10 protein-coding genes are annotated in these 13,192 nt (G+C 61.6%); 7 read left to right on the forward strand and 3 right to left on the reverse strand.

Annotated features, from left to right (window positions below; all coding sequences use genetic code 11):
- The first annotated feature begins 120 nt into the window (after positions 1–120).
- Positions 121–2,580, forward strand: a complete 2,460-nt coding sequence (locus ACP7C6_RS20625; RefSeq protein ID WP_426109234.1) for a penicillin-binding protein 1A — start codon at positions 121–123, stop codon at positions 2,578–2,580.
- A gap of 310 nt (positions 2,581–2,890) precedes the next feature.
- Here the strand turns inward: ACP7C6_RS20625 and ACP7C6_RS20630 are convergent, their stop codons facing one another.
- From ACP7C6_RS20630 to rpmE, 3 genes are all read right to left on the reverse strand, one after another.
- A complete protein-coding gene (locus ACP7C6_RS20630) occupies positions 2,891–4,159 on the reverse strand; it encodes a malic enzyme-like NAD(P)-binding protein (protein WP_016979185.1) in 1,269 nt (422 codons plus the stop codon).
- 181 nt (positions 4,160–4,340) lie between these two features.
- Positions 4,341–5,135: a thermonuclease family protein gene (locus tag ACP7C6_RS20635; RefSeq protein WP_068935679.1), complete on the reverse strand. Its 795-nt coding sequence runs from the start codon at positions 5,133–5,135 to the stop codon at positions 4,341–4,343.
- Positions 5,136–5,170: 35 nt separating this feature from the next.
- Positions 5,171–5,389, reverse strand: a complete 219-nt coding sequence (gene rpmE / locus ACP7C6_RS20640; RefSeq protein ID WP_010213765.1) for a 50S ribosomal protein L31 — start codon at positions 5,387–5,389, stop codon at positions 5,171–5,173.
- 215 nt (positions 5,390–5,604) lie between these two features.
- Between rpmE and ACP7C6_RS20645 the strand changes: the two genes are divergently transcribed.
- The 6 genes from ACP7C6_RS20645 to ACP7C6_RS20670 all read left to right on the forward strand — a co-directional run bounded on the left by ACP7C6_RS20645 (position 5,605) and on the right by ACP7C6_RS20670 (position 13,036).
- Positions 5,605–7,824: a primosomal protein N' gene (locus ACP7C6_RS20645; protein WP_028615415.1), complete on the forward strand. Its 2,220-nt coding sequence runs from the start codon at positions 5,605–5,607 to the stop codon at positions 7,822–7,824.
- A gap of 110 nt (positions 7,825–7,934) precedes the next feature.
- Complete coding sequence (gene argS, locus ACP7C6_RS20650) at positions 7,935–9,671, forward strand: arginine--tRNA ligase (RefSeq protein WP_353631924.1); 1,737 nt, start codon at positions 7,935–7,937, stop codon at positions 9,669–9,671.
- 1 nt (position 9,672) lies between these two features.
- Entirely contained in the window at positions 9,673–10,374 is a 702-nt protein-coding gene (locus ACP7C6_RS20655) for an SPOR domain-containing protein (RefSeq protein ID WP_025858692.1), read from the forward strand.
- Positions 10,375–10,650: 276 nt separating this feature from the next.
- Positions 10,651–11,181 carry an ATP-dependent protease subunit HslV gene (hslV, locus tag ACP7C6_RS20660; RefSeq protein WP_003171209.1) on the forward strand — a complete coding sequence of 177 codons (531 nt, stop codon included), beginning with the start codon at positions 10,651–10,653 and terminating at the stop codon, positions 11,179–11,181.
- Positions 11,182–11,217: 36 nt separating this feature from the next.
- Positions 11,218–12,555 (forward strand): ATP-dependent protease ATPase subunit HslU, encoded by a 1,338-nt coding sequence (hslU, locus tag ACP7C6_RS20665; protein ID WP_028615413.1) that lies wholly within the window; start codon positions 11,218–11,220, stop codon positions 12,553–12,555.
- Positions 12,556–12,658: 103 nt separating this feature from the next.
- Positions 12,659–13,036 (forward strand): gamma-butyrobetaine hydroxylase-like domain-containing protein, encoded by a 378-nt coding sequence (locus tag ACP7C6_RS20670; RefSeq protein WP_028615412.1) that lies wholly within the window; start codon positions 12,659–12,661, stop codon positions 13,034–13,036.
- The last annotated feature ends 156 nt before the right edge of the window (positions 13,037–13,192 follow it).

Here is a 13,192-nt window from a genome sequence, read left to right on the forward strand (position 1 = left end):
AAATGCTTTAATGCCCAGCGTTTTTTTCCGCTTTTTATCTGCCGCTCGGGTCGATCCATCGTTTGCCATGCATGCCCCGACGCCTAACTCATTCTTTTCTCTGGAAATCCAAAAGCCTTGATTCGTCTGCTGAAGTTTTTCGGGTACTCCATTGTCGCCATCGTTTGCGGGCTGCTGCTCGTGCTCAGCGGGGCCTACCTCTACCTTAGTCCGGGTTTGCCCTCCGTAGAGGCCCTCAGAAGTATCCAGTTGCAGATTCCTTTGCGGGTCTACAGCAGCGATGAAAAACTGATCGCGGAGTTCGGCGAAATGCGCCGCACACCGATCCGTTTTGCCGATATTCCGCCCAATTTCATCAGCGCCCTGCTGTCGGCCGAAGACGATAATTTTGCCAACCACTATGGCGTCGACCCCAGCAGCCTGGTGCGTGCGGCGACACAACTGGTAAAAAGCGGACACATTCAGTCCGGCGGCAGCACCATCACCATGCAGGTGGCGAAGAACTTCTTCCTCACCAGCGAGCGCAGCTTCTCGCGTAAAGCCACCGAGATCCTCCTGGCGCTGCAGATCGAACGCCAGCTGACCAAGGACGAGATCCTTGAGCTGTACGTCAACAAGATCTACCTGGGCAACCGTGCCTACGGGATCGAGGCGGCGTCCCAGGTCTACTACGGCAAGTCCATCCGTGACGCCAGCCTGGCGCAGATGGCCATGATTGCCGGCCTGCCCAAAGCCCCTTCACGCTTCAACCCACTGGCCAACCCGGCGCGCAGCAAAGAACGTCGCGACTGGATCCTGGGTCGCATGTACAAGCTGGGCAAGATCGACCAGGCCGCTTACGAAAGCGCCATCGCCGAACCGCTGAACGCCAGCTACCACGTGCCGACGCCGGAGGTGAACGCGCCTTATATCGCCGAAATGGCGCGCGCCGAGATGGTCGGCCGCTATGGCAGCGAGGCCTATACCGAAGGTTTCCGGGTGACAACCACGGTGCCGAGCAACCTGCAGGAAATCGCCAATGACTCGGTGCACTCCGGCCTGATCACCTACGACCAGCGCCACGGCTACCGCGGCCCTGAGTCGCGCCTGCCGGGCAAGACCCTGAGCGCGTGGACCACCGAGCTGGGCAAGCAACGCGCAATCAGTGGCCTTGAGCCGGCCATCGTCACCCAGGTGAAGAAAGATGGCGTGCAGGTGCTGACCCGCACCGGCGAAGCCCATGTGGCATGGGACAGCATGAAATGGGCACGTCCGTTCCTGAACACCAACAGTATGGGTGCGCTGCCCAAGCAGCCGTCTGACGTGGCCCAGGTGGGTGATTTGATCCGCGTGCAACGCCAGAAGGACGACAGCCTCAAGTTCAGCCAAGTGCCGCTGGCCCAAGGCGCCCTGGTGTCCCTGGACCCGCAGAACGGTGCGATCCGCGCGCTGGTCGGCGGCTTCGCCTTTGAGCAGAGCAATTACAACCGCGCTACCCAGGCCAAGCGCCAGCCGGGTTCGAGCTTCAAGCCGTTCATCTACAGCGCTGCCTTGGATAACGGCTACACCGCCGCCAGCCTGGTCAACGATGCGCCGATCGTGTTTGTCGATGAGTACCTGGACAAGGTGTGGCGCCCGAAGAACGACACCAACACCTTCCTCGGCCCGATCCGTATCCGCGAGGCGCTGTACAAGTCGCGTAACCTGGTATCGATCCGCTTGCTGCAGGCCATGGGCGTCGGCAAGACCATCGACTACATGACGCGCTTTGGCTTCAACAAGTCGGACCTGCCGCCAAACCTGTCCCTGGCCCTGGGCACCGCGACCCTCACGCCGATGGAAATCGCCACCGGCTGGAGCACCTTTGCCAACGGCGGCTACAAGATCGCGCCGTACCTGATCGACAAGATTGAAAGCCGTAACGGCGACACCCTGTTCACCGCCAACCCGCCGCGAGTGCCGGGTGATGTGGTCAACGGCGTGGCGGCGACGGATGGACTGGCAGCTCCGAGCAATGGCGGCATCACCATTGAGCCGACTCCAGGCACCGCACCTGCCGGCAACGCTGCCGCAACCGAACCGCAGGCGCCCGCCGTGGCCGAGCGCATCGTGGATGGCCGTACCACCTACATCCTCAACAGCATCCTGGAAGACGTGATCAAGAAGGGCACCGGCCGCCGCGCCCTGACCCTGGGCCGTCCGGATATTGCGGGCAAGACCGGTACCACCAACGAATCCAAGGATGCCTGGTTCTCCGGCTACAACGCCGATTACGTGACCACCGTGTGGACCGGCTATGACCAGCCGGAAAGCCTGGGTCGCCGCGAGTTTGGTGGCACTGTCGCGCTGCCGATCTGGATGAGCTACATGGGCGCGGCACTGAAGGACAAGCCGCCGCACACCCAGCCGGAGCCTGAAGGCATCCTTAGCTTGCGTATCGACCCGGTGAGTGGCCGCGCGGCCTCGCCAAGCACGCCGAATGCGTACTTCGAACTGTTCAAGAGCGAAGACACGCCGCCTTCGGTCAACGAGCTGGGCAATGGTGTTGCGCCGGGCAGCCCGCTGCCAGCGGATGAGGCGGCGCCGATCGACCTGTTCTGAGGTTGGAACCAGGGCTTATCGTGGTGAACGGGCTTTTGTGGTGAGCGGGCTTGCCCCGCGCTGGGGCGCGAAGCGGCCCTAATGCAAGTATCGCATTCATCCAGTTAAAACGCGTTGGCAGGTTTTAGGGCTGCTTCGCAGCCCAGCGCGGGGCAAGCCCGCTCACCACAACAAGCCCACTCACCACAAAGGCCTGCTCACCACAGCAAGCCTGACCAGCACAGCAAGCCTGCCCTGCACAAAGAGATCCGCCACAAAAAAGCCCCGACTCGCGAGAGCCGGGGCTTTTTTGTGGGTGCGCTACAACGGCTTAGCCGTTGAACACATCATCCACGCTTTGCAGCGGGTAGTGCTTCGGATACGGCAGGGTAGCAACGCCGGTCTCGATAGCGGCTTTGGCCACGGCATCGGAGATCAGGGTGATCAGGCGCTTGTCCATTGGTTTCGGAATGATGTACTCACGACCGAATTCCAGCTTGATACCGCCGTAGGCGTCGCACACTTCCTGAGGGACCGGCAGCTTGGCCAGTTCACGCAGGGCGTTGGCGGCAGCCACTTTCATCTCTTCGTTGATGCGCTTGGCGCGAACGTCCAGGGCACCACGGAAGATGAACGGGAAGCCCAGTACGTTGTTGACCTGGTTCGGGTAGTCCGAACGGCCGGTCGCCATGATCACGTCGCTACGGGTGGCGTGAGCCAGTTCCGGAGAGATTTCTGGATCAGGGTTGGAGCAGGCGAACACGATCGGGTTGGCCGCCATGGATTTGAGGCCTTCAGCGCTCAGCAGGTTCGGGCCGGACAGGCCGACGAACACGTCTGCACCGTCGAGGGCGTCAGCCAGGGTGCGCTTGTCGGTCGCGTGGGCAAACATCGCCTTGTACTGGTTCAGGTCGGTACGCTCGGACTGGACCACGCCCTTGCTGTCGACCATGAAGATGTTTTCCAGCTTGGCGCCCATGCTCACCAGCAACTTCATGCAGGAGATGGCCGCAGCGCCGGCGCCCAGGCAGACGATCTGTGCGTCGGCCAGAGTTTTGCCAGCGATTTCCAGAGCGTTGATCATGCCGGCCGCAGTAACGATCGCGGTGCCGTGCTGGTCATCGTGGAATACCGGAATGTCGCACTGTTCGATCAGGGCCTTTTCGATCTCGAAGCACTCAGGCGCCTTGATGTCTTCCAGGTTGATGCCACCGAAGGTGATGGAAATGCGCTTGACCGTGTCGATGAAAGCCTGCGGGCTTTCGGAATCGACTTCGATGTCGAAAACGTCGATGCCGGCAAAGCGCTTGAACAGAACGCCTTTACCTTCCATGACTGGCTTGGAAGCCAATGGGCCGAGGTTGCCCAGGCCCAGAATCGCGGTGCCATCGGAAATCACTGCAACCAGGTTGCCTTTGCCGGTGTACTTGTACGCCAGTTCAGGGTCGCGGGCGATTTCACGTACGGGCTCGGCAACACCAGGGCTGTAGGCCAGCGACAGGTCGCGAGCGGTGGCAGTGGCTTTGGTGAGCTCTACACTCAGCTTTCCTGGACGAGGATGGGCATGATATTCGAGAGCGGCAGTTTTCAAATCAGACATATCGGCATTCCGCTTTTACTGTTGGTCGACGGACCGCCGAGGATACGCGTGTCGCAAAGTCCCTACAAGACTGGGCAGTCACAGGTGTCAAGGGCCCTGCGCTACGACTTTCGGCCAAGAGCCACGGGATACAAGGGCTCAACTGTTCACAATCGACAAAAAAAATGTCTACAATTTTTTCCTAATCCGTCGATTTGAGCATGCCGGGGTCGGTCACTGGCAGCATCCAGCGTGCCTGCCCGTTTTTCAGGCCGCCGCGCTTGGCGCGATCCTGCACCCAGCCACGGGCTTCGATTGTCTTGCCTTGCAGACCACTGAGCACTGCGGTGTCGAATTGTTTGGCGAGGTCGGGCGCAATGCGTAATACCACTGCCCCCTGAACTTCGATCCAGATTCCGCCGCGATTGCGTTCGATCTTGCTCACCTGGCCACTGACCAAAGCAAAGCCAGACTGCTTGAGCTGCGCCACGTTTTGTACCGGCGATTGCCGCCAAAGGCCCAACCGCGCATCACGTGCGCTGTTTTCAGCGGCCTGCTGACAGGCGACAAGATCGGTATTGGGCGCAACTCCAACCTGAAATCCCAGGCCTTCAGCCAGCAATTGCGCCTCAAGGTTCTCGCCGTCCGCGCCGTAGAGGTGGGCCAACGTGCGACCGTAGCGGTCCTTGCTCTCGCGCCCAGGCACCAAGCCGACTCGGCCGTCGCTCGCGTCGACCAATGCCTGTAAACGCTGGCGGGCCGCAACCGCGTAAGGCTCGTCGGGACGGCCCTTCTTGCCGGTTTCGGGGGCGTTGAGGCCGATCATCCGCACACTGCGGCCGTCCTTGAGGCGCACCGTGTCGCCATCCACCACGCGCTGCACCTCCACGCGGGCCAACGTGGTCGGCGCAGGGCAGCCCCCCTGAGCCTGGGCAACCGAGAGCCAAATTCCAGGCACAAAAAAGGCGCCCACAAGGGACGCCTTTTTCATCAGCATGGAAAAACCGTAACGGCCTCCCAAGTTGATCGGCCTTAGGCCTTTTTGGCACCGAAAGCACCAAAGCGATCTGCGAAGCGCTGTACACGGCCGCCGGTGTCCAGAGTTTTCTGCTTACCGGTGTAGAACGGGTGGCACTCGTTGCATACGTCAGTACCCAGTGGCTTGCACAGGTTCGAACGGGTTTCGAACTTGTTGCCGCAGCTGCAGGTGACTTCGATGGTTTCGTACGCTGGATGGATATCGGCTTTCATGGCACTTCCTCGGGCTAGCGTGCCGCCACTCGACACTATTGTCGAATACCGCACGTAATTAGGCCGCGGATTCTACCAGACCTTTTTAATCGCGCAAGCCGCGTATCCGGCTGAAAACCGCCTTTCATCAGAAAACCGTGGCATACCCAAGCCCTCCCCTGTCTGCTAGGCTCCCGCCCCTGCGCCACCGCCTGCCTTTATATGAGACCCCCCGCGTGCCCGACGCCATTTTGCGCCTAGCCCTGCCCTCGCCCCTGCGCCGCCTGTTCGATTACCGGGCCCCGGCCGGTGTGCTGCGGGCACAGTTGCAGCCGGGTATGCGCGTGCGCGTGCCGTTTGGTCGGCGGGAAATGATCGGCATATTGGTAGAGGTCGCGGATCACAGCGAAGTCCCTGCGGAAAAACTCAAGCCCGCGCTGGCCATGCTCGACGCCACCCCGCCACTGCCGCCGGCGTTGTTCAAACTGTGCCTGTGGACCGCCCAGTACTACCAGCACAGCCTTGGCGATACGTTGAGCTGGGCGCTGCCGGTGCTGTTGCGCCAGGGCGAACTGGCCGAAGCGCGTCAGGAACGTTTCTGGTCGATGACACCCGGCGCGCGTCTCGACGACCCGCGTATCGCCCGCGCCCCGCGCCAGCGTGAAGCCCTGGCGACACTGGCCCAGCATCCCCACGGCGTGGCCCATCAGCTATTAAGCAAGCTGATGCTGAGCAAAGACAGCCTCGACCTGTTGCTCGCCAAGGGCCTGGTGCAGGTGGAAATCCGCAAGCACGCTCCCGATGCCCGCCACGAACACTGGCTGGCCCAACCGGAATTGCCGCTGAACCCCGAGCAACGCGCTGCCTATGAAGCCATTCGCGCAGGTTTCGACAGTTTTCATGCCTTCCTCCTGGCCGGCGTCACCGGCAGCGGCAAGACCGAAGTCTACCTGCAGTTGATCCGCGAGACTCTGCAGGCCGGCAAACAGGCGCTGGTACTGATCCCCGAGATCAACCTGGGCCCGCAGACCCTGGCGCGCTTCGAACAGCGCTTCAATGCGCGCATCGCCCTGGTGCACTCCGCCGTCAACGACCGTGAGCGCCTGGAATCCTGGCTGGCCGCACGGGATGGCGAGGCCGACATTATTATCGGCACCCGCTCGGCGCTGTTCACCCCGATGAAGAATCCCGGGCTGATCATCATCGACGAGGAGCACGACGGCTCCTATAAACAGCAGGAAGGCTTGCGTTACCACGCCCGCGACCTGGCACTGGTGCGTGCGCGCCAGGAAGACATCCCGATTGTGCTGGGCTCGGCCACACCATCACTCGAGAGCTTGCACAATGCCTACACGGGGCGTTACGGCCTCCTACGCCTCAATGAGCGTGCAGGCGGCGCCAAGCAGCCAAAATTCCTGCGCCTGGACGTCAAAAGCCGTCCATTGGACAGCGGTATTTCCGGGCCGATGCAACAAGCCATCGGCCAGACCCTCGCCGCTGGCCAACAGGTCTTGGTGTTTCTCAACCGCCGCGGCTTTGCACCGACACTGCTGTGCCATGACTGCGGCTGGATGTCCGAGTGCGAGCGCTGCGATGCGCGCATGACCGTGCACCAGCGCTACGGCGAGCTGCGCTGCCATCACTGTGGGCATGTAGAACGTGTACCGCGCCACTGCCCGCAGTGCGGCAAAGTCGACCTGCGACCGGTGGGCGCCGGCACCGAACGGGCCGAAGAGCGCTTGGGCATTCTGTTCCCGGATTACCCGGTGCTGCGGGTCGACCGCGACAGCACCTCGCGCAAAGACGCGATGAACCAGCTGTTCGCCACCATCCAGAAAGGCCACCCGTGCATCCTGATCGGCACGCAGATGCTTGCCAAAGGGCACCATTTCCCACGGGTGACCCTGGTGTCGATCCTGGATGCCGACGGCGGGCTGTTTTCCGGGGACTTCCGCGCCAGCGAGCGCATGGCGCAGTTGATCGTGCAGGTCGCCGGCCGTGCGGGTCGCGCCGAAGAGCCGGGCCGGGTGATCATCCAGACCCACTTGGCCGACCATCCGCTGCTGATCCAGCTGACCGAACAAGGCTACTTCGCCTTCGCCGAGCAGGCGCTGAGCGAACGTCGCGCCGCGGGCCTGCCGCCTTTTTCCCATTTGGCCCTGTTGCGCGCCGAAGCCCATAAACCGGGGCAGGCCGAAGGTTTCCTGGATGAGGCATGCAGCGCCGCCGAACGTTTACTCGGCGAACTGGGTCTGAGCGGCATCGAATTGCTCGGCCCGGTGCCCGCCCCCATGGAGCGCCGCGCCGGGCGTTATCGTGCTCAGCTACTCTTGCAGGCAACCTCGCGCGCACCGCTGCATCGGCTATTAAGTAGCTGGTTGCTTGCCCTGGAGCAAATGCCCAGCGGTCGCCAAGTGCGATGGTCGCTGGATGTAGACCCGGTAGATTTGTATTAAGCCTGGCCATAGGTCCCGCGAAGGTTGGCAAGCCCGCCCTCGCCACGGATAATGCCCAGTTTTTCCACCTGCGCATCGCGCGCCACCGCTTGCGGTCGAAAGAGAACACCATGAAAGACACCATTCGCCAGCTGATCCAACAAGCCCTCACCCAACTCGTCAACGAAGGTGTGTTGCCTGAAGGCCTGACGCCGGCGATCCAGGTGGAAAACACCCGCGACAAAACCCACGGTGACTTCGCCAGCAACATCGCGATGATGCTGTCCAAACCCGCGGGCATGAAGCCACGCGACCTGGCAGAGAAAATCATCGCCGCGCTGCCTACCGACGAGAGTGTCACCAAGGCTGAAATCGCCGGCCCTGGCTTCATCAACTTCTTCCAGAACACCCAGGCCCTGGCTTCGCGCCTGGATGCGGCGCTGGCCGACGCCAAGATCGGCGTGCGCAAGGCCGGCCCGCTGCAGCGCGTGGTCGTCGACCTATCGGCGCCGAACCTGGCCAAAGAGATGCACGTCGGCCACCTGCGCTCAACCATCATTGGCGACGGCGCGGCGCGGGTCCTGGAGTTCCTCGGCGACGACGTGATCCGTCAGAACCACGTCGGCGACTGGGGCACTCAGTTCGGCATGCTGATGGCTTACCTGCAAGAAAACCCGATCACCAGCAACGAGCTGTCGGACCTGGAAAACTTCTACCGCGCCGCCAAGAAGCGCTTCGACGAATCCGAAGAATTCGCCGACCGCGCCCGTGGCCTGGTGGTCAAGCTACAAGCCGGTGACGCCGAGTGCCTGGCACTGTGGAACCGTTTCCGTGACATTTCCCTGTCTCACTGCCAGGAAATCTACGAACTGCTCAACGTCAAATTGACCATGGCCGACGTGATGGGCGAAAGCGCTTACAACGACGACCTGATGAATGTGGTCAACGACCTCAAGGCCAAGGGCCTGCTGGTGGAGAGCAACGGCGCGCAGTGCGTGTTCCTCGAAGAATTCAAGACCGCCGACGGCGAGCCGCTGCCGGTGATCATCGTCAAGGCCGATGGCGGCTACCTCTACGCCACCACCGACCTGGCCGCCGTGCGCTACCGCAGCGGCGTGCTCAAGGCCGATCGCGCCTTGTATTTTGTCGACCAACGCCAGGCGCTGCACTTCCAGCAGGTGTTCGAAGTGGCGCGTCGCGCGGGTTTCGTCACCCACCCGATGCACATGGAGCACATGGGCTTCGGCACCATGAACGGCGCCGATGGCCGCCCGTTCAAGACCCGTGACGGCGGCACCGTGAAGCTGATCGACCTGCTCACCGAAGCGCAGGAACGTGCCTACACCCTGGTGAAGGAAAAGAACCCGGAGCTGGCCGAGGCCGACCTGCGCAACATCGCTCGCGTGGTGGGCATTGGTGCGGTCAAATACGCCGACCTGTCCAAGCACCGCACCAGCGACTACAGCTTCAACTTCGACCTGATGCTCAACTTCGAAGGCAACACCGCGCCGTACCTGCTGTACGCCTACACCCGTGTGGCTGGCGTGTTCCGCAAGCTGGGCAAGGACTTCAGCGAAGTTGAAGGCCAGATCGTGCTGGACGCCCCGCACGAACAGGAACTGGCCGCCAAACTGGCGCAGTTCGGCGAAGTGCTGAACAGCGTCGGCGAGAAAGGCACGCCGCACATCCTGTGCACCTACCTGTACGAAGTCGCCGGCCTGTTCTCCAGCTTCTACGAGAACTGCCCGATCCTGACCGCCGACGACGAAGCCCAGAAGCAAAGCCGCCTGCGCTTGGCTGCACTGGCTGGACGGACCCTCAAGCAAGGCCTCGAGCTGTTGGGCCTGGAAACTCTGGAGCGTATGTAAGTTGGCCGCCAAGAAAAAACCTGCACCCAAGCGCGGCGCCAGCCGCTACCAGGCCCCGGCGAAGAAACCAATCCCGGGCTGGTTGTGGATGGCGATCGGCCTCACCGTCGGCGCGTTTATCGTGTTCCTGATGAAGCTGGATCCCGGCAAAGGCGATGACGTCAAACGGGTCAAGCAGGAACAGCAGAAGGCCACGAAAATGGCCGAAGCCAACAAGACGGCGCCGAGCCCGACCGCGCCCGTGAAGCCGAAGTACGACTTCTACACGCTGCTGCCGGAATCGGAAGTGATCGTGCCGCCTGACGCCGTGCCGGAGAAAACCCTGCCGACGCCACAAGTGCCGACCACGCCAGTCACCCCTGCCGAAGCGGCGAAAATCGACACGGCACGTGCCCAGGCCGCGCTGGCCGGCATTACGCCGCCGCCAGCGCCGCCGGTTGCCGAAACCAAGGCCGCGCCGGTGACCAAGTTCTTCCTGCAAGCGGGTTCGTTCCCGAAACAGGCGGATGCGGATCGCGTGCGGGCGCAGATTATTCTGCTGGGCCAGTCGGTGACGGTGGAGTCCGGCACGGTGAAGGATGCGACCTGGTATCGCGTGCTGGTGGGGCCGTTCAGCAACCGAGAACAGCTGACTGTGGCGCAGAAACAACTGGCTGGCGCGGGCTTTAGCAACCTGTTGTTACAACAACGCCAGAGTCGCTGATTTACAGTCAACACAGGTAAAAATGTGTGTGTGCGGGCTTTTGTGGTGAGCGGGCTTGCCCCGCGCTGGGCTGCGCAGCAACCCTAAAATGGGCAAAACCGCCTGTCTGAAAAAACACTGCGCTTATAGTCGGGCTGCTTCGCAGCCCAGCGCGGGGCAAGCCCGCTCACCACAGCAAGCCTGCTCACCACATTTCCTACGGTTGAAATCCCCCCCGCCACCCCCATATGAGTTTCCATCAGGGCATTTTCGCCCCGCTGCGTGGAGACTCTCCCCTTGACCACCATCGTTTCAGTACGTCGCCACGGCAAAGTCGTCATGGGCGGCGACGGCCAGGTTTCCCTGGGTAATACCGTGATGAAAGGCAACGCCAAGAAAGTGCGCCGCCTGTACCACGGCCAGGTTCTCGCGGGCTTTGCCGGCGCTACCGCCGACGCCTTCACCCTTTTCGAGCGCTTCGAAGGCCAACTTGAGAAACATCAGGGCCACCTGGTGCGCGCTGCGGTTGAACTCGCCAAAGAATGGCGCACCGACCGCTCCCTCAGCCGCCTGGAAGCCATGCTGGCCGTCGCCAACAAAGACGCTTCCCTGATCATCACCGGCAACGGCGATGTGGTTGAGCCTGAGCATGGCCTGATCGCCATGGGTTCCGGCGGTGGCTACGCCCAAGCGGCCGCCAGCGCACTGTTGAAGAAAACCGACCTGTCGGCTCGCGAAATCGTCGAGACCGCCCTGGGTATCGCCGGTGATATCTGCGTGTTCACCAATCACAACCAGACCATTGAGGAGCAGGACCTCGCCGAGTAAGCCGTAGGCTTATTCCGCTTGAGGCCGCCAAACACTATGTCCATGACTCCCCGCGAAATCGTCCATGAACTCAACCGCCATATCATCGGCCAGGACGATGCCAAGCGCGCCGTAGCCATTGCGCTGCGTAACCGCTGGCGCCGGATGCAACTGCCCGAAGAACTGCGCGTTGAAGTGACGCCTAAGAACATCCTGATGATCGGTCCTACCGGCGTCGGTAAAACCGAAATCGCCCGTCGCCTGGCCAAGCTGGCCAATGCACCGTTCATCAAGGTCGAAGCCACTAAGTTCACCGAAGTGGGCTACGTGGGCCGCGACGTCGAGTCGATCATCCGCGACCTGGCCGATGCCGCTCTGAAGATGCTGCGCGAACAGGAAGTGACCAAGGTCAGCCACCGCGCCGAAGACGCCGCCGAAGAACGCATCCTCGACGCCCTGCTGCCACCGGCACGCATGGGTTTCAACGAAGACGCCGCGCCGGCCTCGGATTCCAACACCCGCCAGCTGTTCCGCAAGCGCCTGCGTGAAGGCCAGTTGGACGACAAGGAAATCGAGATCGAAGTCGCCGAAGTCTCCGGCGTCGATATCTCCGCCCCGCCTGGCATGGAGGAAATGACCAGCCAGTTGCAGAACCTGTTCGCCAACATGGGCAAGGGCAAGAAGAAAAGCCGCAAGCTCAAGGTGAAGGAAGCCTTGAAACTGGTGCGCGACGAAGAAGCCGGGCGCCTGGTGAATGAGGAAGAACTCAAGGCCAAGGCCCTGGAAGCGGTCGAGCAGCACGGCATCGTGTTTATCGACGAAATCGACAAGGTGGCCAAGCGCGGCAACTCCGGCGGCGTCGATGTATCCCGCGAAGGCGTACAGCGCGACCTGCTACCGCTGATCGAAGGCTGCACCGTGAACACCAAATTGGGCATGGTCAAGACTGACCACATCCTGTTTATCGCCTCCGGTGCGTTCCACCTGAGCAAGCCAAGCGACCTGGTGCCGGAGCTGCAAGGCCGCCTGCCGATCCGCGTGGAACTCAAGGCGCTGACCCCAGGCGACTTCGAACGCATCCTCAGCGAGCCACACGCGTCGCTCACCGAACAATACCGTGAGCTGCTGAAAACCGAAGGCCTGGGCATCGAGTTCCAGCCGGACGGCATCAAGCGCTTGGCGGAGATCGCCTGGCAGGTCAACGAGAAGACCGAGAACATCGGAGCCCGTCGTTTGCACACCTTGCTGGAGCGTCTGCTGGAGGAGGTGTCCTTCAGTGCTGGCGATTTGGCTGGCGCGCAGAATGGCGAAGAGATCAAGATCGACGCTGAATACGTCAACAGCCACTTGGGCGAATTGGCACAGAACGAAGACTTGTCTCGTTATATCCTGTAAGTCATGTGAACCCCTTGTAGGAGCCCGGCTTGCCGGCGATGCGTTCTTGAGAACACCATCGCCGGCAAGCCGGGCTCCTACATGATCTGCACGGATCCCCGCCATGACTAAATTTCCCACCGCTGTAAACCTGCACAAAACCTCCAACACCCTAGGCCTCACCTACGGGCCCGACGAGGTGTACCAACTCCCCGCCGAACTGCTGCGCACCCACTCGCCTTCCGCCGAGGTCCAGGGGCATGGCAAACCCATCCTGCAATTCGGCAAGCTCAACGTGAAGTTGATCAAGGTAGAAGCCGCCGGCCAGTACGCACTGAAATTGACCTTCGACGACGGCCATGACAGCGGACTGTTCACCTGGGACTACCTCTACCAACTGGCCGTGCGTCAGGACGCGTTGTGGGCCGATTATCTGGCTGAACTCAAAGCAGCCGGCAAAACCCGCGATCCGGATCAGTCGGTCGTACGGCTGATGCTCTAGCCCAGGCCTCTTGCTCTTTAGAGGGCATTTTCTAATTTCATCTGCTTGAATGCCCTGTCGCGTGACCAACGACTGGTCCGCTTGCGAAAAAAATTAAACTCGGGTAACCAATGGAATTGGCAAGTTCCCTGCATTTGACGATGCGGTATCAACGGT

The organism is Pseudomonas sp. TWR1-1-4 (assembly GCF_049897165.1).
Taxonomy (GTDB): Bacteria; Pseudomonadota; Gammaproteobacteria; order Pseudomonadales; family Pseudomonadaceae; genus Aquipseudomonas; species Aquipseudomonas canadensis.

Bases quoted from the DNA above. Each gene is read 5' to 3' on its own strand.
- ACP7C6_RS20670 (WP_028615412.1), top strand. From the start codon at position 12,659: ATGACTAAATTTCCCACCGCTGTAAACCTGCACAAAACCTCCAACACC.
- rpmE (WP_010213765.1), bottom strand. From the start codon at position 5,389: ATGAAAGCCGATATCCATCCAGCGTACGAAACCATCGAAGTCACCTGC.
- ACP7C6_RS20630 (WP_016979185.1), bottom strand. From the start codon at position 4,159: ATGTCTGATTTGAAAACTGCCGCTCTCGAATATCATGCCCATCCTCGT.
- ACP7C6_RS20635 (WP_068935679.1), bottom strand. From the start codon at position 5,135: ATGCTGATGAAAAAGGCGTCCCTTGTGGGCGCCTTTTTTGTGCCTGGA.
- hslU (WP_028615413.1), top strand. From the start codon at position 11,218: ATGTCCATGACTCCCCGCGAAATCGTCCATGAACTCAACCGCCATATC.
- argS (WP_353631924.1), top strand. From the start codon at position 7,935: ATGAAAGACACCATTCGCCAGCTGATCCAACAAGCCCTCACCCAACTC.